This is a genomic window from Clostridium sp., from assembly GCF_047777555.1.
Classification (GTDB): domain Bacteria; phylum Bacillota; class Clostridia; order Clostridiales; family Clostridiaceae; genus Clostridium_H.
Map to the genome: position 1 here is coordinate 87,858 of NZ_JBKEEV010000001.1, position 25,352 is coordinate 113,209.

Consider the following 25,352-nt stretch of genomic DNA (forward strand, 5'->3'; position numbering starts at 1 on the left):
ACTATGCTGACATTACCTATTCCCTACAGTATCAAAGAGTATTATAACATATAAGAAAATTGGGATGCAATTTTCTCAATTTAAAAGTGCTTAATCCTAAGTTTTTTGTTTCTTCCATATGGATTAAGCACTCTAAATTAACTTATTAATACTTTTTTAATATTTAATCTTACTTTTTCGTTCCTCTTCTAATTACTCCATTTATCGGTACATAATAATCATTAGATATTAATTCCTTACCTATAAACTTACCATTTTCATAGATATTTCTATAAGCTTTAACTCTGTAACCTTTGCGAGGCTGCTTTTCTACCTCTGTTTGTCCTGCTGGTAATGATGGATCATCTATATATTTTGTTGTTGGCTCAATTGTACTATATACTTCCGTAGTTATATCATAGGTTCGTTTTGCTAATTCAGAATTTGAATATACATTGAAATACACATTTCTATTTGAAGTAAAGCCTTCGATATATATAGGATAATCGAAAGTATTTTTAAATTTCAAGTCAATATTTCCCCAGTCAACCGTAGCATCAAGACCAATATCAACATATGTAGAAGGAATAGAATGGTGCACTCTTTCAGTGGTTTTTATATTTGCTCTTAGCAATGCATTATATAGAGTTGAAGATACTTGACATATTCCTCCGCCAAGGCCTGAATCGAATTTTTGATTTATTATAACTCCAGCTTCCTTGTATCCTCTTTCTTTTGTTCTTTCTCCAACAACTTCATTAAAGCTAAAAGTATCTCCTGGCATTATCACTGTACCATTAATACTTTGAGTTGATAATCTTATATTAGTCGCCCTACCTTCTGAAGAAGAGGAATAATTAGTTGAAAATGACCCTATCTTTGAATCAACCTTTCTTAATGCTTCCGCTTTAACCTTAGATTCTATAACTTTTATAGGGGCGTCTATGTTTATATCTCCAGTACTGTTATTTTTGATTTTAGCTGCAATTTCATCACTTAATTTTTTCTTTTCAAGCTCAAAACCTTTTTCATCTTCAGTAACTTGAAAACCTCCGTTTACAGACTTAATCGTTGCTTCCTTTGGTTTTGTATTAATATCCTTGCTTATAGACTCTATCATGTCATCTACTGGCTTATGATCATATGAAAATTGAAGATTATATTTTTTTAATTCAGGACTTTTTATAAGCTTATATTTAGATATTATATTTAAATTCTTACCATAAGCAAAAGCTTCATCTATGACTTCTGTTATATTGTATTGAGGATTTAATTGAGAATAATTTATTGTATAAGTTTTGCTTGGAGTTTTAACATGTATTTTCTTACTAAGTATTGGTTTTGAATACTTTTCTTTTAAAATTTCTAAAGCTTCTTCCTTACTCTTTCCTGATAATTCCACACTTTCAATAATAACTCCCGGGAACATAACATTGTCGAATTTTTGCGTAATAAAATACACATAACTAACAGCAGCTGAAATTAATAATAAAATGATTGTAAATACTAGATTTCTGACCCTCTTATTACTCTTTTTTCTTATTGTATTTTTTTTACTTCTAGCCATTTAATCTCTCCCCTCTTTCCAACTTATTATACTACAAAATTTTAAATAATTACATATGAAACTGTGTTTATACATTGGCTATAGTTTCATATTATGATAAAATTTTTTAAAGGAGTGATGAAATCATGAATTATGACAAATACAAACTTAAAACTTATTTAAAAAATATCTTATCCATCCCAAGTCCTTCTGGCTATACTTATAAAGTAATGGAATATATAAAAAGTGAACTTGATTCCTTAAAAGCTCCATATATTATTACGAATAAGGGAGCCATAATAGTTACACTCAAAGGAAAAAACAACGAATACCAAAGAACTTTTTCCTCTCATGTAGATACCTTAGGCGCTATGGTTAGTGAGATAAAATCAGATGGAAAGCTTGGTATAAGTCTAATAGGCGGATTCACAGGGAATTCTATAGAAGGAGAAAATTGCACTATTTTAACTATGGATGATAAAACTTATACCGGAACAATTCAATCCTTAAAGCCTTCTGTTCACATAAGTGGGAATGAGGCTTATGATCTTAAAAGAACCCCTGAAAATATGGAAGTTATTTTAGATGAGAAGGTATTTTCTAAAGAAGATATTCTAAACTTTGGAATTAATGTTGGTGATTTTATCTTTTTAGACCCTAGAACCATAATAACAGATAATGGTTTTATTAAAAGCAGACACTTAGATGATAAAGCTAGTACCGCTATACTCTTGTATACTATAGACTATATATTAAGCAATAATATAGTCCTCCCTTATACAACTAACTTTTTTATAAGCAACTATGAAGAAGTAGGTCATGGTGCAGCTTCATCTATACCTCCTTCTACTAAAGAATTTATATCTGTAGATATGGGGGCACCTGGACTTAATCAAAATTCTTCTGAATACGCTATATGCATATGTGCAAAAGATTCTTCTGGTCCTTATGACTATGAACTTAGAAAAAAGCTTGTAAACTTATGCAAAGTACAACACATAGATTACAGAATAGATATATATCCTCATTACGGATCAGATGCCTCTGCAGCTCTCAAAGCTGGATGGGATATTAAAACTGCTTTAATTGGGCCTGGTGTTTTTGCTTCTCATGCTTATGAAAGAACCCACATGGATTCGCTTATATCCACTTTAGAACTTATTGTTAAGTACTGCAAAATTAAATAGAACTAAGAGGAACGTTGCAAAATTTTACCCCCATATGTTCCCTTTTTTATTACAAATTATATAAAAAAGAAGGTTTTTTCCAAAAATAATAGAATATTGAATAATAGAATATTGTATAAAGTAATTTTTTTACGCAATTAACTCGAAGCATATAGGTGGTGAATTTTATTATGGATAATTACTCTATTTGTCTTGAATTTTTAAAAAATATTCCAGTACCAATTATTATACTTGATTCTCAATATAAAATTTTAGGAATAACTTCATCAGGAGAGGATTTATTAAAAAGATTACACATTACCTTACCAGAACTTTCTAACTTATTAGTGAAGCCTATAGAAAATTTTTTATCGAAGAACCTCAAAGAATATATTTTTGAAAAACAATTTGGAAGTACATATCTTCAATTCAAGGTTAATAAAATTTCCAATTCAACTAATAGCATTAATTTAATTTCTATAGTTATTAATGATATTTCTGAAAAGAAATATATCCAACTTGCTTTAGAAAAAAGCAAAGAACAACTTAAATTACTTTTGAATAATATGCCTGTTATGATACAAGCCTTTGATAAAGAAGGAAATATGATACTTTGGAATAATGAATGCGAAAGAATTACAGGGTATACTCGTGAGGAAATACTTTCTGCTAAGAACCCAAATATCATATTATATCCTGATTATGAATATAGAAAGTCAATCGAAGATAAGTGTAAAGAATTGAACTATGAGTACAAAGACGTAGAATCAACTATTATATGTAAAGATGGCAGAAAAAAAACTATTTCCTGGTATTCAACTTCTCAGTCATCACCAATCTCTAATTGGTTTTATATAAAATTTGGTGTAGATATTACATTTAGGAAAGTAGCAGAAAAAAAATTAAGAGAGAAAAAAATTCAGCTAGAAACTATTTTTAAAGCTTTTCCAGACATATACCTTGTTTTTGATAAAAATGGTACTTTTTTAGATTGTAAAACAAAGGATTCAGATAGCTTAATATCTCCTTTTGATGAACTTATAGGGAAAAAAGTATACGAAATATATGACAACTCTACTGGGCTTCAGTTTAAGTCTGCTATTTTGAAAGCTTTGAAAACAAAATCTTTAGTTGTTTTTGAGTATGAGCTTCCTCTTAGAAAGAATCTTCAATACTTTGAGGCTAGACTAATACCTTTATCAGATAATGAAGTTATATCCATAATAAGGAATATTACTAAAAGAAAACAAAGCGATGAAGAATTATTAAAAATGGAAAAACTTAATTCCATAGGCATTTTAGCTGGAGGTATCGCCCATGATTTCAATAATATACTCACTATAATTCTAGGAAATATATCTTTAATGAAAACCTACGTGAAACCTGATGATAAAATCTCGAAGAAGCTTTCAGACTTAGAAAAAACTGTATTCCAAGCAAAAAGTTTAACTAAACAGCTTTTTACCTTTTCTAAGGACAGTAAACCTTTGAAAAAAATAACTTATATAAATGATTTAATAAAAGAAACTACTAATTTAGCATTAAGTGGCTCAAACGTAGCTTGTAAAATGTATATTCCTAATAATCTTTGGCCTGTTGAAATAGACTGCGGTCAAATGAGTCAGGTAATAAGCAATTTAGTAATAAATGCATATCAGGCTATGCCTAATGGAGGTTTCATATCTATTAGATGCAGAAATATTGAACTTTCAGAAAATGAGATAGTAGGTCTTAATCCTGGAAAATATATCTGTATCTCTGTAAAGGATCAAGGCTGTGGAATAAGCAAAGATAACTTGCTCAAAATATTTGACCCTTACTTTACAACTAAAAAAACTGGTATTGGACTTGGACTTGCTTCAGCTTATTCTATAATAAAGAAGCATAATGGTCATATTTTGGTTAAGTCCAAATTAGATAAAGGCTCTGTTTTTAAAATTTATCTACCTGCCTGTGAGGGAGTCCCTATTGAAATAGAAGAACCAAAGTATGGATTAATTAGTGGAGAAAATAAAATCCTTGTTATGGATGATGAAATAGATATAAGAAAAATGTTATCTGCCATGTTAAAGCATATGGGTTATAAAGTTGTATCATGTAAAGATGGTCTAGAAGCCATAGAATTGTATAAAAAAGCTATGTCTTTAGGTGACGCCTTCGATGCAGTCATAATGGACTTAACTATTCCAGGCGGCATGGGAGGAGAAGAGACTATAAAACATCTTCTTCAAGTAGATCCAAAAATTAAAGCCATAGTCTCTAGCGGCTACTCTGCCGGCGGAGTTATATCAAATTTTAAAGATTATGGTTTTAAGGGAGCAATAAACAAACCTTATACTATAGAGGAGCTAAGTAATGAATTGAACAGAGTGCTGAACAGTAACTAGTTCGATTTTAGATTGTTTAGCCTAAAGTGTGAAGTTTGAAACCACTGATTTCTAAGCCATGTTTTTAGTTTAGAAGTTTAGAGAGTTTAGACACTAAAACGTAAAATTTAGCCAATATACTTAGTTTAAAAACAAACTTTCTAAACTTCTAATATAATTTATTCTCCTCCATTTAGATACTTACACTGTGGTGCTAAAGGACAAGCCTCACACTTTGGCTTTCTTGCAGCACAGGTTCTTCTTCCATGAAATATGAGAAGATGGTGAGCTTTTGACCATCGCTCTCTTGGAATATTATTTCTTAGTTGCTCTTCTGTTCCTTCAACATTTTTGCTCTCAGCAATTCCTATTCTATTAGCTACTCTAAACACATGAGTATCCACTGCAATTGCTGGAACACCAAAAGCATTAGATAATACTACATTAGCAGTTTTTCTTCCAACTCCAGGCAGCTTAATTAATTCTTCCATAGTCCTTGGAACTTCTCCATTATAATCATCTATCAGCATCTTGCACAGACCTATTATATTCTTAGCCTTGTTTTTGTATAAACCTATTTCTCTTATTTCTTTTTCCAACTCCTCCTGCTCTAGAGCAGCAAAATCATTCGGCGTCTTATACTTTTTAAATAATTTTTCCGTAACCTGATTTACTTTTTTATCCGTTGTCTGCGCACTTAGTACAGTAGCTATTAAAAGTTGAAAAGGGTTCTCATGAATAAGCTCACACTGAGCATCAGGATAAGCTTTTTCAAGTATATCTAATATTTCATTAACATTTTTCTTCATTGCCTTTTTTCTCTCCTTTTATTAACCAGCCTTTTAAAAATCAAGCCTTTCGATGATTAGAATATTATAATCTAGTATAACTTATACCTTAAACTTAATTTATGATTTATAGTAACAAACATTAATATTCTTATAAAATATAATGCTGAATTAAGCCTCGCTTAATTCAGCATTATATTTCTACACTTCTCCACTGCCCTTACTGGTATTCTCCTCTATATTCTTCTGGTAAAAGCTTAGCAATATTTCTCATAATAACGTCTAAAGCTCTTTCTTCATAATCCTTTTTAGATTCTTCCTCAAGTTTCTGTGGAAGATAAAATTCTTCCCCTATTCTAACGGTAATATCTGAATGTTGGAATTTTTCCATCTCCATTTTTCCTTCCATATTAATAGGAAGAAGCTTTTCTGTTCCTGTCATTCCTATAGGTATAATAGGAACATTACATATTTTTGAAATTAATATAATTCCTTTTTTACCTTTTATCATTTTACCAGTTCTGCTTCTCGTACCCTCAGGGAAAATTAAAACATTATCACCACTTTTAATAATTTGAATAATCTTTTTTATCCCTTCTTTATCTGCTGAATTAGGGTGTACTGGTGTAGTCTTTACTATGCTTAGCCCAAGACTTGTAAGAGGATTACCGCTCAATTTAACTCCTGCTACAAAAGTAACATCATGATCCTTAAGCACCCTATCTAGTACTAAAGCATCTGAATTACTAAGATGGTTGCATATAAATATAACTGGTTTCTTTATATCATTCAATCTTTCCTTATTTTCCACCTTAATATGTGCATACTTATTTATATATCCATTTAAAAGTTTATTAGATATAAACTTTACAAGACCTTTTGGAAGATGACCTATAATTTTGCTCATAGTTGGGGATATCATCTACAAATTCCACCTTTCACATTCATTTCTACATATAATTAATATACATCAAAATTTAGAATTTTTCAAAAGTTTATTATAATATTCCTTAACATAAGGGGAATTAAATTTTTTTCCATCATCCAGCTTCTTCATATGTGCTAAATTTATGAGTACATTTCTCTGAAGTACGCTTTTTCCTCTCCAACCACATGAGGTCATCTTGTATTTCTCATTAAAATCCTTTTTGCTCATACTTAGTATTTCTTCAAAGTTTATATTTCTCATAAAATCAAATGGTTTAAATTCTTCAATCTTAGAAAATTCTACATGTTTGTTATATGGACAAACATCTTGACAAATATCACATCCAAATATTTTGCCTTTAAGCTTAGAAATTTCTTCTTCGTTAATATTTTTCTTTTGTGTTATATATGATAAACATATATTTGGATTACATCCTTTTTCACTTATAGCTCCTCCAGGACATGCCTTTATGCATATATCACAATTTCCGCATTTAGATTCCTTAGGCATATCTTCTTCTATTTCTAAATCTGTTATTATTTCTCCTAAGAAAATATAAGAACCATACCTTTCTGTAATTACCATATTATTCTTGCCTATAAAGCCTATTCCACTTAGATATGCTATATATCTCTCTGGCAGTGCATTGTTGTCAACAAAGTATATTGCTTTTCCATTTAAGCTTTTTATAAAGTTACATATGCTCTCTAAATATTTACTTACAACTTCATGATAATCTCTACCTAAGGTATACTTAGAAAAATATTTATCAGCTTTAGTACTAGTTTCATGCATATATGGAAAGGCTAGTGAAATTATAGTTTTTCCTTCTTTCATATACAAAAAAGGATTTATTCTCTTTTCTATATCTTTCTCTTCAAATTCATTTTCTATATTTTCATGTTTTCTTTTAGTGAGAAATTCCTTAAGTTCATGAAACACTCTACACTTAGTAAATCCAATCTGACTTAAACCTATTTCATAACAATATTTAATTATAGATTCCTTATAATCCATATTTACTAACCTACAATTCTAGCATCTATTATCTCACGCATTCATCCTTTATTCCATAATCCTCAATTTTAACCACATTTTTAGCCTTCTTGTTTACAACCTTTCCCGGTATTCCTACTACTGTTGAATTTGGCGGTACATCCTTTAGTACCACTGAATTTGCTCCTATCTTTGAGTTATCTCCTATATATATTGGACCTAATATCTTTGCTCCAGATCCAATCATTACATTATTTCCTACAGTAGGATGTCTTTTACCTTGGTCTTTACCTGTTCCACCTAAAGTTACACCATGATATAAAGTTACATTATCCCCTATCTCTGCAGTTTCTCCGATTACTACTCCCATTCCATGATCTATAAAAAATCCTTTTCCTATTTTTGCACCTGGGTGTATTTCTATCCCTGTGATAAATCTAGCAAATTGAGATATTAGCCTAGCTAGGAAGTATAACTTTCTTTTGTATAGCCCATGTGCTACCCTATAATAGATTGTTGCATGTACACACGGATAAAGTAATAATACTTCTAAAAAATTTCTTGCTGCAGGATCATTTTTTAATATATTATCTATATCATATTTGATCGCTTTAAAAAATTTCATCATAAATTTCCCCCTCCATCAAAATAAAATTACATAAACAAAAAGCTCTATCTCTAATATCTAGAGACAAAGCTATTACACTCTGCGGTTCCACTCTAATTGGATAAAATCCCACCTCTTTTCAAGCACGCTCCTAAAACAAAATGGAGTTATATACTCTATTACTATAACGGGTAAGACCGTTGCAGCCTACTTTATCTTTCGGTGCAAAACTCCGAAGGGCACTTCGTTTAAATCCGATATAGAAATCTCACAGCATATGATTTCTTCTCTGAAATATCCAATTTACACTACTTTCCTTCTTCACTGTATTTCATACTATTTTACTAAGAATTATATTTTTATTATATTCATTACTTATAGAATTGTCAACATTATTTGCAAAATCTATGTTGTCCTATGACTTTTATCAAAGGCCTTGACCAAATCCATGCACTTGTAGCTGTTCTAGGATTAAAGTAGTATAGAGCACCTCCAGAAGGGTCCCATCCGTTTAAAGCATCTCTTGCAGCTTTAAGAGAGGTTTCTTGCATTTCAGCGTGTATTTGACCATCTACTACCGCAGTGAAGGCACCTGGCTGGTAAACAACTCCCGCTATTGTATTAGGAAAATCTGGATGTCTTACTCTATTTAAAATTACTGCTCCAACAGCTACCTGTCCTTCATAAGGCTCGCCTCTCGCTTCTCCATTTATAAACCTTGCAAGTAGCATTAAATCAGAATTATTGGATGATGCTGCATTTGAAGAAGAAGTACTAGTTTTACCTCCAGCACTTGAGCCTCCTCCAGGTCCTGGATTTATTCCTAAAGCTGCTAATGTAGAGTTTCCTGCTATGCCGTCAACGGTAAGACCATTTTTCCTTTGAAATTCTTTAACAGCAAGGTAGGTCTCGTATCCATAAATTCCATCCATATTTCCTTTATAATATCCCCATGCTATTAATCTTCTTTGAATTTCTGTTACAATTGCATCTTTAGATCCATACTTATAAACTGCAGTTTTTACACTGTTGCGGTAAGGAATAATAAATCCTGATGTACTCACATATGAAAACATGATTACTATAATTAAAATGCTAATTCTTTTCCATCCTAATCTGTTTTTCATATATAGCTTCCTCCTAAAATAAGTATACAAAACGTCTCTTCCTTACTTATATTTTGTGCAACTTTATAAAAAATACACTCTTTATTCCAAAGTACCTATTTATTTTATAAATTATAAAAAAAGAACTGCTTATATTAATATATAAACAATCCTTTTTATAACTTACACCGCTCTTTTTAACTTCTTTTTCCACTTCTCTTCAAAAAATTCCTCTATTATATCATTTATAATTACTACTCCTTGAAGTATTTCTTCAGAGTCTATTACAGGAATAGCTATAAGATCATACTTAACAAATTTTTTAATGGCTGTATCTAATTTTTCATCATCGCTTAACTTTATAACTTCCTTTTTCATTATTTCTTTTAACTTCATATCTCCACTGGAAAATACTAGTTCTGTTAAAGATATTACCCCTTGAAGCCTTTCATTTTGATCAGTTATATAAATGTAATGGGAAACTTTATCCTCTGGCTTAATTTCTTTTAAAAGCTCTAAGGTTTCAGCTGCTGTTATATTTAAATTAAATGAAACAAAATCTGTATTCATTATACTTCCTACGGATTCCTCTTCATATTTCATGAGGTCCCTTACCTTTTCTTCGTCTTCTGTTTCTAAGTTCATAAGAAGCTTTTCTGCCATTTCTTCATCTAATTCTTCTAAGATATCAGCAATTTCATCATTGGACATATTATTTAAAATACCAGGTACCTTAGACTCGTTTATAGTTTCTAGTATATCCGCCTGAATTTCAGGATCTATTTCCTCTAAAGTATCTGCAGCTAAATGTTCATCTAGACTTTCAAATATTTTATTTCTATACTTCAAGTCTACTTCCTCTAGTATATCAGCTATATCTGCTGGATGTAATTCTGAAATCTTTTTATATGGAACTAATATTTTTAAATTATCATCTACCATTTCTAGAGATTCAACATCGTCCCACATTATAACTGTATCATAAACTTCTTTTCTGCAAAGTTTATATAAAAACTTCACAATCTTATCCAAACCATATCTTCTGCTCAGAGCTAACAATCCTGTTTCAACAGCTATTACTCTTATTTCCGTGGAAATATTAGCTATTCTCAAGTCATTCACTCTTACAACCTTTTTCCCATTTATATCAACTATTTGCTTGTCTAATAAATTTTTGGACAAAAGGTAAGAGTATGCCCTTGGAATAATATCCTTAACACCTCTCACTTTTATAACTATTTTAGAATCCTCGTTGTAAAAATCGATGCTTCTAAATTCATAATTATTTATTTCTCCACCTTTTTTCACCTTATATCCTATGGCCTTAGGGTATCCATCACCTGTGGTAACATATATATCGCACAGTTTACCTATACAGTCACCGTATTCATCATAAACATCCCTGTGGAGTATTTCACTTAAATAAAAGCTGCTAAGTTTCTTCATGGATATTCCTCCTTTCAATATAGAGGAAACCCACGGTACTACCACGGTACTAATCTAAAGGTCGGAAGTCAGAGAGTTAGCATGCTAACACTTAAACTAAAGAATTAGTAGGTTAGTAAATTAATATTTAACAATTGATAATACATTTTACTTTTAATTATCAACTCTTAATTATCAACTTAAATTTTTAGTTTCCAACTTCTAACCTTTAACTTTGTATTTATGGATCTCATTTTTAATCAATGTGTACTTTATCTGTTTTATAACTTCTAACTCCCTACCCTTAAAAATGGGTTTTCTCTATATTCACTATTTAATTTTAAATTTTGTTTTGATCTCCTACTAAGGGGACCACCTTCCATTGATATCTCACCTCTTTTTAAAACATGGAATAAAACTAAAATCCTGTTTATGAAAGTTTCATATTACATATCTCTAATATAAATTATATTATAATTAGATTAAAATGCAACCATATTTAATCATTTACACTAAAATTATTAGTTTACATCAATATAATTATCTTTTAAATGAAATTTCAAGGTTTTACTCTACTATTTAATTAATTTTAAATTTTTATTTATTTTTTTATATACACTTTCCCTATTATTATACTCTTCTTCAATAAAATGTTTTATTTATATTTTACATTTATTATGTTAATATTATTACTAGATTTGGAGGGACTTAATGAATGAGATTAAATAAAGAATTTTTACCTGTAAGCAAAGAAGATTTAAACGCAAGAAATATAGACCAATTGGATTTTGTACTAATAACTGGAGATGCTTATGTAGATCACCCTTCCTTCGGCACAGCAGTAATAGGCCGTGTACTTGAACATGAAGGCTTTAGTGTAGGAGTTATTGCTCAACCTGATTGGCATAGTGTAGATGACTTTAGAAAACTTGGTAAACCAAAGTATGGCTTTTTAATAAACTCTGGTAATATGGACTCACTAGTAAGCAATTATACTGTATCCAAGAAAAAAAGACATTACGACGTATTTTCTCCTGGTGGAAAAGGAGGACACAGACCAGACAGAGCCTTAATCGTATATTGCAATAGAGCTAGAGAAGCTTATAAGGGCGTTCCTATAATAATTGGAGGCTTAGAGGCAAGTCTTAGACGTTTTGCTCATTATGACTACTGGGATAATAAAATAAGAAGAAGTGTACTTGTAGATTGTAAAGCTGATTTATTAATATACGGCATGGGCGAAAAGGCTATAGTTCAAATTGCTAATTTACTTAGGTATGGTATGGACATAAAAAATATAACAAATGTCAGAGGTACTGTTTATATTTCAAACTCTTTAGAAGATGTAGAAGATTATGTAGAAGTTCCTTCTTTTGAAGAATGTGTAGCTAGTAAAAAAGCCTACGCAAATAGCTTCAAAATACAATATTATGAACAGGACAGCATAAACGGCAGAACTATAGTTCAAAAACATGGTGATAGATATATTGTACAAAATAGACCTCAAGAAGCTTTAACCCAATCTGAAATGGACACAGTATACGGATTACCTTATGCTAGGGACTACCATCCTATGTACGAAAAATATGGTGGAATTCCTGCTATTAATGAAATTAAGTTTTCTATAACAAGCCATAGAGGATGCTTTGGTGGTTGTTCCTTCTGTGCACTTAATTTCCATCAAGGAAGATCCATACAGAACAGGAGCCAAGAGTCTATTATAGATGAAGCCAAACTCTTAACAACTTTAGATGATTTTAAAGGATACATTCACGATATTGGAGGTCCTACTGCAAACTTTAGACATAGAGCCTGCGATCATCAAAAGAAACATGGTGTTTGTAAAAATAGACAGTGTCTTTCTCCTACTCCTTGTAAAAACTTAAAGGTAGACCACAGCGAATATCTTGACCTTTTAAGAAAGGTTAGAAAATTACCTAAGATTAAAAAGGTATTTGTCCGTTCTGGAATAAGATTTGATTACTTAATTGAAGATAAAAATGATACTTTTCTTAGAGAATTATGTGAACATCATATTAGCGGTCAATTAAAAGTAGCACCTGAGCATATAAATGATAAAGTGCTTAAAGCTATGGGAAAACCTAAAAATGAGGTTTATGAAAAATTTCAAAAGAAATATGAAGCTATGAATAAGAAGCTAGGTAAAAAGCAGTTTTTAGTTCCTTATCTTATCTCCAGCCATCCAGGCAGTGATTTAGATGCAGCAATTGAACTTGCACTTTATATAAAGACTATGGGACATAATCCTGAACAGGTACAAGATTTTTATCCAACACCTGGAAGCCTTTCTACTACTATGTACTATACAGGTATAAATCCCCTTACTGGAGAAGAAATATATGTTCCAAAAACTCCTGAAGAAAAGTCTATGCAAAGAGCTTTACTCCAATTTTCAAAACCTGAAAATTATTCTTTAGTAAAAAAAGCTCTAATAAAAGCTGGCAGAGAAGACTTAATTGGGTTCGGTAAAAACTGTTTAATACCACCTAGACCTATCAAAGGAAAAAACACTGGCAAAAATAAGAATAATACCCCACACAAAAGCAGTAAAGAGAAAAAACATACTAAAACACGAAAATAAAATTTAAATCGCTAATTCCTAGATCCTAATCTCTATTTTTAAAGATTAGCCCTAGGATTAGCGATTATTTTTTACTAGTGATTATGGACTTCTTCAGCTTTGAAATTGCGTAATTCAATGTCACCATCCACAAAAGATCTCCTATGATTAAATGAATGAATATTCCCTTTCCAAGGACATATAACATGGTCTCTAATATAGTACCTATAGATGCAGACACAATAAATATGATTCCCTTTTTATCTATATTTGCTCTATAAATGTTCATGCTCAAAATTATAAAAAACACATTCATTAGCATGTATCCAATGTATATGTACGGATTACCTATAAATTCAATATGATATCCATATATAATATTTAAGCCTAGTCTTGCAGGATATTTATAAATCAAATATCCATAAATTAAAATTAATATTAGACTTAGTGGAAACATATATAAAAACTTTATTTTATCGTTTCTCATCAATATGTATATGGATGTTAAGGCTGCAATTAATATACATAAAAAATTCAAAAAATAGAGAGGCTTTAATAAATATAGGTATCTCATATCTTCTGATATAGTGAATATTATTATTGATCCATATCTCAGAAGCATTGCAGCAAATATTCCCGTACAAATAAATTTTATTCTATTTGGAGCATATTTAAAATTATCTTTAAGGCCTTCGCAAATAATCAGTAACGTAACCAATATTGATATCAAATAAATATAAATCCTCAATATATTCTCCCCATGAAATTACTGTTACTTATAATTATTTTATATTCATATTATTTATTCATACTTTTTAGCTTTTTTAGCTTTTTGTAAATTTTACACCTAAAACCTTTAATCCTCCTTTTATACATTCTATAGTAACAGGAAAATCAGGTCCTCTCTCTCCATCTATATCTGTTACTATATCCTCATTACACTCTATATATAACTTATCTGTCTTAAAATAAATAAGCCCCTTTGAGTGTTCTAAGTGTTCACTCTTCAACATTTTTATAAATAAAGATATTATATCTTTTATCATACCTGCCTTTATTATGATTACGTCCAACATTCCATCAGTTAAATCAGCCTTATATGCTAGATTGAAGTTTCCTGCAGTCTGACCATTAAAAACAAGCATCAAATACATATCTCCATCAAACTCCATATGAGATGAAGATACTTTTATCTTAAGTTTTCTAAGATTAGGAATTTGCTCTATGCCCTTTACATAATAAGCAAGCTTTCCTATGGTATTTTTTAAGTTTACATCTGTCTTCTGAGATACATCAGTAAATAGACCTGTGCTAGCTACATTTACAAAATATTTATCATTTATCTTTCCTATATCAATATTCACTGGGCTGCTGGTAAGTATTTGTTCGCAAGCCTTCTCTACATTTAGAGGCATTCCTATGAACTTTGCAAAGTCGTTGGCAGTTCCTACTGGAAGAACAGCAATAGGAAGATCTATGCCTAAAAGCTTCATATGATTTACTACGTTGTCTACCGTTCCATCTCCTCCTGCAACTAATATATATTTAAAACTGTCATCAATGTTCTTGAAAGCCTCACCTAATTCATAATCCATACTAATCCTAAATGGTTCAACCACATAACCATATTTTTGATGAATCATAATTACTGTGTCTATATCACTTATGATTGTATTTTCGCCTGAATACGGATTATAAATAAATTTTACTCTATTCATTTCAACTCTCCTATCAAAATAGTAAAAATTGCTTCATTTAATTTTTATATTATATATTATAGCCTTAATACAAAATATAAAAAAGCCTATGATGAAAATTCATAGGCTTTTTGGAAAAATCTATAATTATAGCTTAAATTTTGTACAACAAATGAACTCATTTCCATGCTTCGAATAAATAGATTACCACCAAATTATAAATTTAGTGTATCAGCTTATATTTGTGGACTAGCTGGTGTTGAAATATTGCTTAATGCGCTTTCAGCTTCATTTGCAAATTGAGGTTCAACTGCTAAGTCCCCTAGTGCAACTATTCCTACAACCTTATCATTTTCTACAATTGGAAGCCTTCTTATTTGTCTTTCACTCATTAATCTTGCAGCTTCATGAACATCCATATTTGGTGTTCCTGTAACTGGATTAGAAGTCATTATATCTTTTACTTTTTGCTGTTTAACATTTTGTCCTTCTGCAGTAGATCTCAAGGCAATATCTCTATCTGTAATTACTCCAACCACCTTTTCTCCTCTACAAACAGGTATAGAACCTACATTGTGTTCTTTCATCATTTGAGCTGCTCGTTCTACTGTATCTTCTGCATTTATAGTTGCTACAGTTTTTGTCATTATATTTCTTATTTCCATGAAAAACACCTCCCAAGTTTATTCTTAACCAAAACTCTTCTTAATATATGTTTATATTAAGTTTTTATAAAAAAAATTTTTTTCTACTTAAATATTTGTCCAAAATAATATATAATAGTATAATAAACATTAACTTTTAATTATATTTAAATTTCACGCAATAATTTTTAGGAGTGATATTGTAATGACCAAAAGTGCATTACCAAATGCCTTCACTTTAGGAAATCTCGCATGTGGTCTTATATCTTTAATAATGACATTTAAAGGAGACTATAGAGCAGCTTGTATATTTATCTTATTAGCAGGTATTATGGATAGATATGATGGAAGAATTGCCAGATTTTTAGATGCAGCTAGTGATATAGGAAAAGAACTTGATTCTCTTGCTGATTTAGTTTCCTTTGGCGTTGCACCTTCAATTTTAGTTTTCAACTTATATGATCTTATGAGTTTAGGATTAGTAGGATATTTGTTAGTTTTAATATTTCCTTTGTCTGGTGCCTATAGATTAGCGAGATATAATTGTACTGAATTTGACGGAGCCTTTGTGGGAATTCCTATAACTGTAGCTGGCATGTTGCTTTCCTTATACTCATTCATAACAATGGACAATGCTTCAAATGTATTTTTAACAGGCATGTTAATGGTTTTACTTTCTTATCTTATGGTGAGTAGATTAAGAATAAAAAAAGTGTGAGGTCTTCACACTTTTTTTATCTTTTTTAATCTTTTTTTAATCTTTGAAATTTAAATCTTCCTCAATTTCCGTATATATATATCCTTCATTAAGTTTTCCTTTTATTATATCAGACTTTAGTTCACAATAATCTAAATATCCATTGCTAGACTTTTCTAACATGTCTATAATTTCATCTATTATATCTCCAAGTTTATCTGCTCTTTTTAAAGCATCCCTTACATCACTTTTCCTTGATAAAGCTATTTTATTCAATTCATCTGCTCCGCCAATTAATAATCTATATGAATTAACCAATTTCCCTAATAGGTCTGCTAGATTATTAATATCTGTATAGTATGTTTGTATAACTTTTCTGCTCCCCACTTAATCACCTTATGAATTGATATCATAATAATTATATTAATTAAAACATCAATTCATGCTAAGTAATAGTATCCCATAGTAATCATTGTGTATATAGCAAGTAAAATAGCTCCTTCAAACCAATAGGTTTTACCATCTTGGAATACAAAGAAAGACATAGCTATAGCTATGGCACTCATCATAATTTGAAAATGACTAAAAACAAAGTTCATTTGAACTCCCATAAAGTATGAAAAAATTATTAAAATAGGAGTTACAAATAGTGAAATTTGTATACTTGATCCAATGGCTATTTCCAAGCTCATATTTATTTTATTTTTCACCGCGCATATTATAGCCGAAACATTCTCTCCCATATTTCCTAATATAGGTATGAGCATTATTCCTATAAATTGCTGAGATAAACTATACTTATTTACTAGCTCATTTATACTAAAAATAAGTTTTTCACTAATTATAAATAGTAATATTGATTCCACTACTATTTTAATTATTACTATATTTTTTGTCTTATTATCTTTTTTATTACCTTTCTCCTCTATTTCTTCGCTTATTATAAAAAGATTATTGTGAGTATAAAGAGAAAATATAAGTCCCAATATATATACTCCTATTAAAACAATTGATACTTTTATACTTATTGTAAACATTGTTTTTCCAGGTAAATTGCTATAACTGTCTATTGATGCCATAACCAACATAGCAGACATAGCTAAGAGGAGCATATTAAAGTTTGTTCTTGCCACTATTTTGTTAAATCTTTGTTCCTTATGCTTAATGCCTCCACAGAATATAGATATACCAAGGACTAGAAGCATGTTACTTATTATAGAGCCTACAAGAGCAGACTTAACCATAGGTACCATTCCAAAGCTTATAGACCATATTCCCATCATAAGCTCTGGAAAATTTCCTATGGTAGCGGCTAAAAGACCTCCTCTTTTCTCTCCTATATATTGAGACATTATTGATGTAAGGTCTCCAAGCAATATGGCCACTGGAATTATTGCCGCAGAATAAATTATTGTATTTACTAAAATAAAAGGAGTATTAATAAAAATTGCTATTATAGATATCAATATAAATATATACTTTTTTATCACCTAATCCCTCACTCTTTATCTATTGCTACCTTCTTTTAGTGTATGGACTAGCGACAAATGAGGTTACACTTTTTGTGGAATTATATAAACAGCAGCTGTAGCAGGTGTTTTAAATTCATAAATAAGGAGTTTCTAGCATAAAATATTTCTAGTATTTATAAAAACAGCTTCCACCTATAAACTCCCTGAGTATAGAGTTATCTGGAATTAAATCATCGTCTATATCTCTGAAAAAATGTAAAAAGCTTTTTAATCTCATGGCTTCATAATAAACAGGACTATCCTTAGGAATCTTTAAAAGCTGTGGTTCAGCATGTTTTTTCAAAACACATAATTCATATATTAAGCTTGAGTTAAACATAACATCTGCTTCTTCTTGGAATACAAATATATTTTTTTCCTCTCCCCTTCTTATAGAAGGCCACATTTTTAAAGTATCTTCTGCTTTATAACCTCTTGATAAATAGTCTCTTACTATTCTTCTTATTATTCTAACATCAGTTGTAGCTATTCTATTATGATTATCTAGATTCAATTGTGTTAGTGCACTTATATATATTTTAAACTTGTTTTCTTTTGGTATTGAAGAAGTTAAAGTCTCATTTAATCCATGTATTCCTTCAATTAAAATCACACCATTTTTAGGAAGCTTTAAAGGTTTTTCATGCCATTTTCTGCTGCCTGTTATAAAATCAAATTGAGGAACAACTACCTCTTTTCCTTCTAGTAAATCATTGAGATTTTTATTAAATAATTCTAAATCTAAGGCATAAATAGATTCAAAATCATAGTTTCCGTCTTCATCTTTAGGAGTATTTTCTCTATCCACAAAATAATCATCTAGAGATATTTGAACTGGTATCATGCCGTTAACTTTTAATTGTATGGCTAATCTTCTTGTAAATGTAGTCTTTCCTGAAGAAGATGGTCCAGCTATTAATACAATTTTTACATCTTTTCTATTGTGTATCATATCTGCAATGTAAGCTGCTTTCTTTTCATGCAGTGCTTCTGCTATCCTAATAATATCAACTATTTCACCATTTACTACCTTATCATTTAATGCTCCAACATCAGCTATATCAAGTATTCTTCCCCATTGCTCTGCTTCATAAAATATCTTAGCTAATTTCTTATGATCTTCAAATTTTTGAAGCATACTTGGATTATCTTCTGAAGGCAGCATAAGAATAAATCCTGGAGCATAATACATTATATCAAATACCTTAAGTGCTCCTGTTGAAAATGCCATAGGTCCATAAAAGTAATCATACATTCCTTCAAGCTCATAAAGAGTTACTTCATTCACATTTGTATGTTGCAATATTCTCAATTTATCATCCATATTAGATTTTTTAAAAATTTCAACAGCTTTTTCTTTGCTTACAATTACTTTGTTAATTCTCATATCTTGGTCTATTATTTCCTGCATTCTCTTTTTTATATTTACTATATCTTCCTCATTAAGAGGGGTTTCCTTGTATATCTCTCCAAACAATCCTTTACTCAAAGAATGTTCTATAGTAACTTTAGCGTCAGGGTATAAATCGTGTACAGCTTTTATAAGCACAAATTTTAAACTTCTTGTATATGCAAGAATAGATATCTTTTCCCTTAAATCAACAGGCTCAAAATATCCATCTTCTTCAGGCTCATAGCAAAGCTCATATGCTTTTCCATTAAATTTTCCTAATACGTAGGGTCTGTTATTTTCTATTCTATACTGTTTTGCAATTTCATATAAAGTTGTCCCTTTATCAACACTTAAACTTTTTCCACCCCTTAGGATAATATTTAATTTGCTCATACCACATTCCTCCATTTGCATATTGTTTTTCTTTATCTTCGTTTATTTTTGGCCTATATTTTATGATTGATTATTATTTATATAAGTATGGTCACTTATACTACTATTATATACCTGCAGCATATATATGAGTTACTTACTATATATTATAATTTTTTAATATTAGGTAAAAATATTATTCTGAAAGGGGAATGATTTATGTTCATAGTACTAATAAGAACTATAATACTTTATTCTTTAGTAGTATTAACCATGCGTTTAATGGGTAAAAGGCAGATTGGAGAATTGGAACCTTTTGAACTTGTAATCGCAATTATGATATCTGATTTAGCTTCATTTCCTATGCAAGATATAAGAATTCCTCTTATACATGGAATAATTCCTATATTAACTTTACTAATGATTCAAACTATAATAACTCTCATAGAACTCAAAAGTGAAAAAGCTGCAGAAATATTAACAGGCAAACCAAGCATTTTAATAAAGCAAGGTAAAATAGATATAAAAGAACTACGAAATCAAAAATTGAGTTTTAATGATTTAATAGAAGAATTGAGGCTCAATGGCTATTATAATATTTCAGATGTTGAATATGCTATTTTAGAAACCAGCGGACAGTTATCTATAATGCCTAAGACAAATATTTCTCCTGCAACAAAAGAAGATTTAAAAATAAATTCTCCACAAGAGAAACTTCCTGTAACCTTGATTTTAGATGGAAAAATAAATAAATCAAATTTAAAACTTATAAACAAAACAGAAGAATGGCTTTATAATCAATTAAAGATTAATAATATATCCTCTGTAAAAGAAGTTTTTATAGCCACTATAGATTCTAAAGGTAAATTTTTTTATCAACTTAAAGATAAATAAGAAGAAACATAGGGAGGATTCACTGTGAAAAACACAATAGCTTCATTTTCATTATTCACACTATTGATAGTACTTATGATATTTTCAACAAAATATGTTGAAAATAAATCTGAATATTATTCAAATAAAGCAAATATTTTAGAGTCAATTATAGTAAATGAATCCTGGAAAGAAGCATATAATAATTCTATGAACTTTTTAGAGGAATGGAAAAAGGATTCAAATATAATTCCAGCTTTTATTAACCATTCCCATATCGAAACCATAAGTAACGATATTTTAAAACTAACCCAATATATTAAAAATGAAGACAAAGTAGATTGCCTTGCAACAATTCATGAAGTAAAATTTTTATTAGAGGAAATGGTTAATTCAGAAAAGGTTACTCTACCTAATGTTTTTTAAATTTAATTTTAAATTTTTATAATATCTATGGTAAATTTCATAATAGTAGAGTATAATATTTAATTATGATATTAGTATCAGAGGGACAAATATAGTCCCACTAAACATTATTGGAAGGTGGTTTTTTATATGGCATTAGTATCTACTAAAGAAATGTTCAAAAAAGCTTACGAAGGGAAATATGCTATCGGAGCTTTTAATATTAACAATATGGAAATATTGCAAGGTGTTGTAGAGGGCGCTAAAGCTCAAAAATCTCCTGTAATACTTCAAGTTTCGAAGGGTGCATTAGACTATGCTGGTCCTAAATACCTAAAAGCAATGGTTGATGCTGCTATAGCTGATACTGGAATAGATGTTGCTCTACATTTAGACCACGGCCCTGATTTAGAAACAGTTAAACTATGCATAGAAAATGGATTTACTTCTGTTATGTTTGATGGTTCTCACTATGACTATGAAGAAAATGTAAGAAAGACTAAAGAAGTTGTTGATTACGCTCATGCTCATGGAGTAGTTGTTGAAGCTGAACTTGGAGTACTTGCTGGAGTAGAAGATGATGTTAAGAGTGACGTACATATCTACACTGATCCAGACCAAGCAGTTGATTTCGTTAATAGAACTGGATGTGATTCTCTTGCTATAGCAATCGGAACTAGCCACGGTGCTTTTAAATTCGAAGGAGAAGCTAAACTAAGATTTGATATATTAGAAGAAATCCAACAAAAATTACCTGGATTCCCAATAGTTCTTCATGGAGCATCTTCAGTTGATCCTGAATTAGTTGCAACATGTAATGCTAATGGTGGAAATATTCCATCTAAAGCTAAGGGAGTTCCTGCTGATATGCTTAGACGTGCAGCTTCTATGGCAGTATGTAAGATAAACATGGATACTGACTTAAGACTTGCTATGACTGCTGGTATAAGAAAAGTATTTGGAGAAAAACCTGCTGAATTTGACCCTAGAAAATACTTAGGACCTGGAAGAGATTTAATAAGACAAGTAGTTGAAAAGAAAATAACTGAAGTTCTAGGTTCTGCTAACACACTATAAAAGAGTTTAAAAGTTTAGAAAGTTTGAAACAGACTATTAGCATTTTCTAATAGTCTGTTTTACTATATCTAAGATTTAAATTTAACCATAATTTCTGTTACGATTTTGAATTAAATTACATTCATTCCATATATACTGCTTATTACCCACAGGATAAAAATCAGATTATTGTCAAACAATATACTATATGAAGATTTTAGGGGTGATATGAATGAAAAAAGCTTTTAAAATTTTAGGAATATTAATATTCCCCGTTTTCATTTTTACTTCATGCTCTAGCTTAAGGCTCTCGCATAATCCTCCTGCTCCTCAATCTTTAAAACTATATTACCCACAGCCTATGAATAATGACGTAAGAATAGTGTCTACTGAAGCTAAAGCATATTTAAAAACAGATGGAGAAGTTAAAGATGTATTTGAGAACTATTTTAAAACTCCAGTAAAAAGCAACTTATCTACACTTATAAGTAAAGACACAAAAATCAATAAATTATATTTAAACACTAATGAAAATAAAGTTTACGTAGATTTTTCTAAAGAATTTTTAGATGATATGAACGCAGGTGGATCCAAAGAACTTTTAATTCTAAAAAGTATTACAAATACACTTGGAACATATTATAATTGTGATAAAGTATATATCACTATAGATGGAGAACCTTATAGTTCTGGACATGTATCTCTAGATAAAGGAGAAAGCTTTTCTGTAGATTATGATGATATTGAAGAAATTACCTAAAATAGAATTGGCAATTGACAGCTTCAATTGCCAATTCTATTTTATATATGTTATAATTCAAATATTGTAAAAAACGTAATGGGGTGTTTTAAGTGCAGGAAATAGAAACAAGAATAATAGATATTAATGTAGATGACATTCGAAAAAAACTCTTAAGCATGAATGCAGTTAAGGTGAAGGAAGAAAATCAAATTAATAATATTTTCGATTTTAGTGATAGAAGGCTTTTAAATGAAAAAGGTTATGCAAGAATAAGAATTGTAGAGGATAACTTAAGAAATGAAAAACACTATTATATGACAACTAAAAAGCTCATAAGTCAGGATAAGTATAAAGTAATGAATGAGCACGAAATAGAAATCAGTAACCCAGTAGATGGAGAGAATATCTTTAAGTCTCTAGGGCTTAAATTAGTAGAATCCATAAAAAAATACAGAGAAAGTTATAAATACAAAAACACTTTAGTTGAAATTGATATAAATGAAGAAAGCTTCTGCCCTTTTCCTTATATTGAAATAGAAACTTCTTATGAGGAAGAATTAAAAGAAGTTGTTGAACTTTTAGGATATACTTTAGAAGACACCACTTCTAAGACAATTTATGAAATATTAGAAGACAGAAACAGAACAAAAGGATTATAAAAATTTTTTCAGGTTCCTTGACTTTTTTTCTTAAAGTGATATAATTAATTGTTGTTAGCACTTTGAATATATATTGCCCAATCGCCAAGCGGTAAGGCACTTGACTCTGACTCAAGCATTCGAGGGTTCGAATCCTTCTTGGGCAGCCAACTAAAAAAGACTATGCATTTTGTGCATAGTCTTTTTTTTCTAGAACTTCATATTCTTTAAAAGGTCAGCAAATAGATAGTTTCCTTCATCCTTATCACTATACTTTTCTATTTCCTCTGCTGTTTTGTTTTCAGCTTCTTTAATGCTAAGAGCCATTTTCTTTTTTTCTGGATTAATTTCTAGTATTTTAACCTTCACTTTATCTCCAATCTTTAATACTTGGGATGGTTTTGCTATGTTCTCATCAGTAATCTCAGTAACATGAACTAAGCCCTCTATACCCGGTTCCACTTCTACAAAGGCACCAAAGTCTAATAATCTTACCACTGTTCCTTCTAAAACATCATTTACTTTGTACTTAAATGCTGCATTATTCCAAGGGTCTCCTTCTACATCCTTTAATCCAAGGGATATTCTTCCCTTTTCCTTATCAAAATCTATTACATATACTTCTACCTTATCCCCTTCTTTAACAACTTCTGAAGGATGATTTACTCTCTTCCATGACAAATCAGAATTATGAATTAAGCCATCTACTCCTCCTAAATCTACAAAAGCACCAAACTTCGCAAGCCTTGATACAGTTCCAGTTCTTTTTTCTCCTTTTTTAAGAGAATTCCAAAGAGCTTCCTTTTTCTCTTCTGCTTCTTTCCTCTCAACTTCTTTTCTTGATAACACAACTCTTTTCTTTTTTTCATCAAATTCTATTACCTTAACCTCTAGATTCTTACCTACAAATTTATTTAAGTCCTTTACAAAAGAATTTGAAGCATGAGAAGCTGGTATAAAACATCTTACTTCATTTACGTAAGCCACTAATCCACCTTTAACTACCTCACTTACTCTTGCTTCTACAGTATTCCCTGTTTTATAACTTTCCTCTAAGCTTTGCCATACTTTCAATTCATCTGCTTTCTTTTTAGATAAAACTACATTACCATCCTCATCTCTTACTTTAACCACATATACATCTATTTTATCCCCTGGTTTTAGCATATCATTTGGATTTATCTCTTCGTTTGAAAGCTCATCTCTCTTTATGATTCCATCACTTATGTATCCTATATTCACTAAAACTTCACTATCAGATACAGAAATAACTTCTCCCTTTATAATATCGCCACTATAAATTGGTTTCATAGAATCTTCTATTTCTGACATCATGTCTTTCATAGACATTTCTTCCAAATTTTCATTACTCATGTCGTATCTCTCCTTGCTTTATTAAATTATAATATTAGAAATATTCTTTCTATTATAGTATAACAAAATTTTAGCAAATGATAAACATGGAGCTTGACCTCTTTCCTCATAAAATATGCTCTTAACAAAATGCTCCTGCCAAATATGCTCTTGACAGTATTTTTTATTTAGCCTATAATTAAAAATCAAAAGGCTATAAATATTATATTGCTGTGATAAGGAGTAGTAGTATTTGATTCAATTTTAGAGAACTGTCGGTGGGTGCAAGACAGAATTGATAAAATATGAACTTGCCTTGGAGCTTGTCTGTAAAAATCGGACACGGATTAAACCGTTATTTTTTGAAGTGAAGCTTAATGCTTAATTAGAGTGGTACCGCGGAATTACAACTTTCGTCTCTTGATTTAGAGATGAAAGTTTTTATTTTTTATTACTTAATTTCACTTAAGATTGAGGAGGTTA

The 25,352-nt window shown here is 30.2% G+C and carries 23 protein-coding genes, 1 tRNA gene and 2 other annotated features; of the genes, 10 read left to right on the forward strand and 14 right to left on the reverse strand.

The genetic code is table 11. The features are described from left to right. Positions 1-169 precede the first annotated feature (169 nt). The gene (locus ACFWTK_RS00455; RefSeq protein ID WP_415874207.1) at positions 170-1,546 is read right to left on the reverse strand and encodes a VanW family protein; all 1,377 of its coding nucleotides are present in this window, start codon (positions 1,544-1,546) and stop codon (positions 170-172) included. Positions 1,547-1,671: 125 nt separating this feature from the next. On the opposite strand from ACFWTK_RS00455, the gene ACFWTK_RS00460 reads away from it, so the two are divergent. Next, a complete protein-coding gene (locus ACFWTK_RS00460) occupies positions 1,672-2,712 on the forward strand; it encodes a M42 family metallopeptidase (RefSeq protein ID WP_415874208.1) in 1,041 nt (346 codons plus the stop codon). Positions 2,713-2,882: 170 nt separating this feature from the next. Continuing rightward, a complete protein-coding gene (locus ACFWTK_RS00465) occupies positions 2,883-5,078 on the forward strand; it encodes a PAS domain-containing hybrid sensor histidine kinase/response regulator (protein ID WP_415874209.1) in 2,196 nt (731 codons plus the stop codon). A gap of 158 nt (positions 5,079-5,236) precedes the next feature. Here ACFWTK_RS00465 and nth read toward each other — a convergent pair whose 3' ends face one another. The 6 genes from nth to ACFWTK_RS00495 all read right to left on the reverse strand — a co-directional run bounded on the left by nth (position 5,237) and on the right by ACFWTK_RS00495 (position 10,928). Next, entirely contained in the window at positions 5,237-5,866 is a 630-nt protein-coding gene (gene nth, locus ACFWTK_RS00470; protein WP_415874210.1) for an endonuclease III, read from the reverse strand. Between the two features lie 199 nt (positions 5,867-6,065). After that, positions 6,066-6,767, reverse strand: a complete 702-nt coding sequence (locus ACFWTK_RS00475) for a lysophospholipid acyltransferase family protein (RefSeq protein ID WP_415874211.1) — start codon at positions 6,765-6,767, stop codon at positions 6,066-6,068. Between the two features lie 48 nt (positions 6,768-6,815). After that, entirely contained in the window at positions 6,816-7,790 is a 975-nt protein-coding gene (gene queG, locus ACFWTK_RS00480; RefSeq protein ID WP_415874212.1) for a tRNA epoxyqueuosine(34) reductase QueG, read from the reverse strand. 28 nt (positions 7,791-7,818) lie between these two features. Beyond that, positions 7,819-8,397, reverse strand: a complete 579-nt coding sequence (gene epsC / locus ACFWTK_RS00485; protein ID WP_415874213.1) for a serine O-acetyltransferase EpsC — start codon at positions 8,395-8,397, stop codon at positions 7,819-7,821. A 56-nt stretch (positions 8,398-8,453) separates the two neighbouring features. Then, positions 8,454-8,710, reverse strand: a binding site (T-box leader). Positions 8,711-8,768: 58 nt separating this feature from the next. Beyond that, entirely contained in the window at positions 8,769-9,503 is a 735-nt protein-coding gene (gene sleB / locus ACFWTK_RS00490) for a spore cortex-lytic enzyme (protein ID WP_415874214.1), read from the reverse strand. 162 nt (positions 9,504-9,665) lie between these two features. Next, positions 9,666-10,928 (reverse strand): magnesium transporter, encoded by a 1,263-nt coding sequence (locus ACFWTK_RS00495; RefSeq protein ID WP_415874215.1) that lies wholly within the window; start codon positions 10,926-10,928, stop codon positions 9,666-9,668. A 694-nt stretch (positions 10,929-11,622) separates the two neighbouring features. Here ACFWTK_RS00495 and ACFWTK_RS00500 point away from each other — a divergent pair. Next, a complete protein-coding gene (locus ACFWTK_RS00500; RefSeq protein ID WP_415874216.1) occupies positions 11,623-13,509 on the forward strand; it encodes a YgiQ family radical SAM protein in 1,887 nt (628 codons plus the stop codon). Between the two features lie 64 nt (positions 13,510-13,573). On the opposite strand, the gene ACFWTK_RS00505 is transcribed toward ACFWTK_RS00500, so the two are convergent. The 3 genes from ACFWTK_RS00505 to ACFWTK_RS00515 all read right to left on the reverse strand — a co-directional run bounded on the left by ACFWTK_RS00505 (position 13,574) and on the right by ACFWTK_RS00515 (position 15,850). After that, on the reverse strand, positions 13,574-13,975 hold the full coding sequence (locus ACFWTK_RS00505; RefSeq protein ID WP_415874217.1) for a hypothetical protein: 402 nt from the start codon (positions 13,973-13,975) through the stop codon (positions 13,574-13,576). A gap of 337 nt (positions 13,976-14,312) precedes the next feature. Further along, positions 14,313-15,206 (reverse strand): YegS/Rv2252/BmrU family lipid kinase, encoded by an 894-nt coding sequence (locus tag ACFWTK_RS00510; protein WP_415874218.1) that lies wholly within the window; start codon positions 15,204-15,206, stop codon positions 14,313-14,315. A gap of 215 nt (positions 15,207-15,421) precedes the next feature. Then, positions 15,422-15,850: a CBS domain-containing protein gene (locus tag ACFWTK_RS00515; protein WP_415874219.1), complete on the reverse strand. Its 429-nt coding sequence runs from the start codon at positions 15,848-15,850 to the stop codon at positions 15,422-15,424. Between the two features lie 184 nt (positions 15,851-16,034). On the opposite strand from ACFWTK_RS00515, the gene pssA reads away from it, so the two are divergent. Continuing rightward, complete coding sequence (pssA, locus tag ACFWTK_RS00520; RefSeq protein ID WP_061858202.1) at positions 16,035-16,547, forward strand: CDP-diacylglycerol--serine O-phosphatidyltransferase; 513 nt, start codon at positions 16,035-16,037, stop codon at positions 16,545-16,547. Between the two features lie 36 nt (positions 16,548-16,583). On the opposite strand, the gene ACFWTK_RS00525 is transcribed toward pssA, so the two are convergent. From ACFWTK_RS00525 to ACFWTK_RS00535, 3 genes are all read right to left on the reverse strand, one after another. Then, entirely contained in the window at positions 16,584-16,844 is a 261-nt protein-coding gene (locus ACFWTK_RS00525) for a hypothetical protein (protein ID WP_415874220.1), read from the reverse strand. A 122-nt stretch (positions 16,845-16,966) separates the two neighbouring features. Next, positions 16,967-18,016 (reverse strand): calcium/proton exchanger, encoded by a 1,050-nt coding sequence (gene cax / locus ACFWTK_RS00530; protein WP_415874221.1) that lies wholly within the window; start codon positions 18,014-18,016, stop codon positions 16,967-16,969. Between the two features lie 148 nt (positions 18,017-18,164). Next, the gene (locus tag ACFWTK_RS00535; protein WP_415874222.1) at positions 18,165-19,823 is read right to left on the reverse strand and encodes a nucleoside kinase; all 1,659 of its coding nucleotides are present in this window, start codon (positions 19,821-19,823) and stop codon (positions 18,165-18,167) included. A gap of 198 nt (positions 19,824-20,021) precedes the next feature. Between ACFWTK_RS00535 and ACFWTK_RS00540 the strand changes: the two genes are divergently transcribed. The 6 genes from ACFWTK_RS00540 (at position 20,022) to ACFWTK_RS00565 (ending at position 23,686) form a co-directional block, all read left to right on the forward strand. Further along, positions 20,022-20,696 carry a DUF421 domain-containing protein gene (locus ACFWTK_RS00540; protein WP_106024172.1) on the forward strand — a complete coding sequence of 225 codons (675 nt, stop codon included), beginning with the start codon at positions 20,022-20,024 and terminating at the stop codon, positions 20,694-20,696. Positions 20,697-20,720: 24 nt separating this feature from the next. After that, positions 20,721-21,101 (forward strand): DUF4363 family protein, encoded by a 381-nt coding sequence (locus ACFWTK_RS00545; protein ID WP_106024173.1) that lies wholly within the window; start codon positions 20,721-20,723, stop codon positions 21,099-21,101. 129 nt (positions 21,102-21,230) lie between these two features. Beyond that, on the forward strand, positions 21,231-22,157 hold the full coding sequence (gene fba / locus ACFWTK_RS00550) for a class II fructose-1,6-bisphosphate aldolase (protein ID WP_415874223.1): 927 nt from the start codon (positions 21,231-21,233) through the stop codon (positions 22,155-22,157). 211 nt (positions 22,158-22,368) lie between these two features. Further along, positions 22,369-22,896, forward strand: coding sequence for a GerMN domain-containing protein (locus tag ACFWTK_RS00555; RefSeq protein WP_415874224.1), 528 nt, complete (start codon positions 22,369-22,371; stop codon positions 22,894-22,896). 92 nt (positions 22,897-22,988) lie between these two features. Beyond that, positions 22,989-23,537 (forward strand): class IV adenylate cyclase, encoded by a 549-nt coding sequence (locus ACFWTK_RS00560; protein WP_415874225.1) that lies wholly within the window; start codon positions 22,989-22,991, stop codon positions 23,535-23,537. A gap of 74 nt (positions 23,538-23,611) precedes the next feature. After that, positions 23,612-23,686 (forward strand) — tRNA-Gln (locus ACFWTK_RS00565). Between the two features lie 40 nt (positions 23,687-23,726). Here the strand turns inward: ACFWTK_RS00565 and rpsA are convergent. Then, on the reverse strand, positions 23,727-24,890 hold the full coding sequence (gene rpsA, locus ACFWTK_RS00570) for a 30S ribosomal protein S1 (protein WP_415874226.1): 1,164 nt from the start codon (positions 24,888-24,890) through the stop codon (positions 23,727-23,729). A gap of 203 nt (positions 24,891-25,093) precedes the next feature. Next, positions 25,094-25,293: a binding site (T-box leader), on the forward strand. Positions 25,294-25,352 lie beyond the last annotated feature (59 nt).

What these genes read in the sequence shown, in the direction of transcription:
- ACFWTK_RS00455 (WP_415874207.1), bottom strand. Translation starts at nt 1,546, where the DNA reads ATGGCTAGAAGTAAAAAAAATACAATAAGAAAAAAGAGTAATAAGAGG.
- ACFWTK_RS00460 (WP_415874208.1), top strand. Translation starts at nt 1,672, where the DNA reads ATGAATTATGACAAATACAAACTTAAAACTTATTTAAAAAATATCTTA.
- ACFWTK_RS00465 (WP_415874209.1), top strand. Translation starts at nt 2,883, where the DNA reads ATGGATAATTACTCTATTTGTCTTGAATTTTTAAAAAATATTCCAGTA.
- nth (WP_415874210.1), bottom strand. Translation starts at nt 5,866, where the DNA reads ATGAAGAAAAATGTTAATGAAATATTAGATATACTTGAAAAAGCTTAT.
- ACFWTK_RS00475 (WP_415874211.1), bottom strand. Translation starts at nt 6,767, where the DNA reads ATGATATCCCCAACTATGAGCAAAATTATAGGTCATCTTCCAAAAGGT.
- queG (WP_415874212.1), bottom strand. Translation starts at nt 7,790, where the DNA reads ATGGATTATAAGGAATCTATAATTAAATATTGTTATGAAATAGGTTTA.
- epsC (WP_415874213.1), bottom strand. Translation starts at nt 8,397, where the DNA reads ATGATGAAATTTTTTAAAGCGATCAAATATGATATAGATAATATATTA.
- sleB (WP_415874214.1), bottom strand. Translation starts at nt 9,503, where the DNA reads ATGAAAAACAGATTAGGATGGAAAAGAATTAGCATTTTAATTATAGTA.
- ACFWTK_RS00495 (WP_415874215.1), bottom strand. Translation starts at nt 10,928, where the DNA reads ATGAAGAAACTTAGCAGCTTTTATTTAAGTGAAATACTCCACAGGGAT.
- ACFWTK_RS00500 (WP_415874216.1), top strand. Translation starts at nt 11,623, where the DNA reads ATGAGATTAAATAAAGAATTTTTACCTGTAAGCAAAGAAGATTTAAAC.
- ACFWTK_RS00505 (WP_415874217.1), bottom strand. Translation starts at nt 13,975, where the DNA reads ATGAGAAACGATAAAATAAAGTTTTTATATATGTTTCCACTAAGTCTA.
- ACFWTK_RS00510 (WP_415874218.1), bottom strand. Translation starts at nt 15,206, where the DNA reads ATGAATAGAGTAAAATTTATTTATAATCCGTATTCAGGCGAAAATACA.
- ACFWTK_RS00515 (WP_415874219.1), bottom strand. Translation starts at nt 15,850, where the DNA reads ATGGAAATAAGAAATATAATGACAAAAACTGTAGCAACTATAAATGCA.
- pssA (WP_061858202.1), top strand. Translation starts at nt 16,035, where the DNA reads ATGACCAAAAGTGCATTACCAAATGCCTTCACTTTAGGAAATCTCGCA.
- ACFWTK_RS00535 (WP_415874222.1), bottom strand. Translation starts at nt 19,823, where the DNA reads ATGAGCAAATTAAATATTATCCTAAGGGGTGGAAAAAGTTTAAGTGTT.
- ACFWTK_RS00540 (WP_106024172.1), top strand. Translation starts at nt 20,022, where the DNA reads ATGTTCATAGTACTAATAAGAACTATAATACTTTATTCTTTAGTAGTA.
- fba (WP_415874223.1), top strand. Translation starts at nt 21,231, where the DNA reads ATGGCATTAGTATCTACTAAAGAAATGTTCAAAAAAGCTTACGAAGGG.
- ACFWTK_RS00555 (WP_415874224.1), top strand. Translation starts at nt 22,369, where the DNA reads ATGAAAAAAGCTTTTAAAATTTTAGGAATATTAATATTCCCCGTTTTC.
- rpsA (WP_415874226.1), bottom strand. Translation starts at nt 24,890, where the DNA reads ATGAGTAATGAAAATTTGGAAGAAATGTCTATGAAAGACATGATGTCA.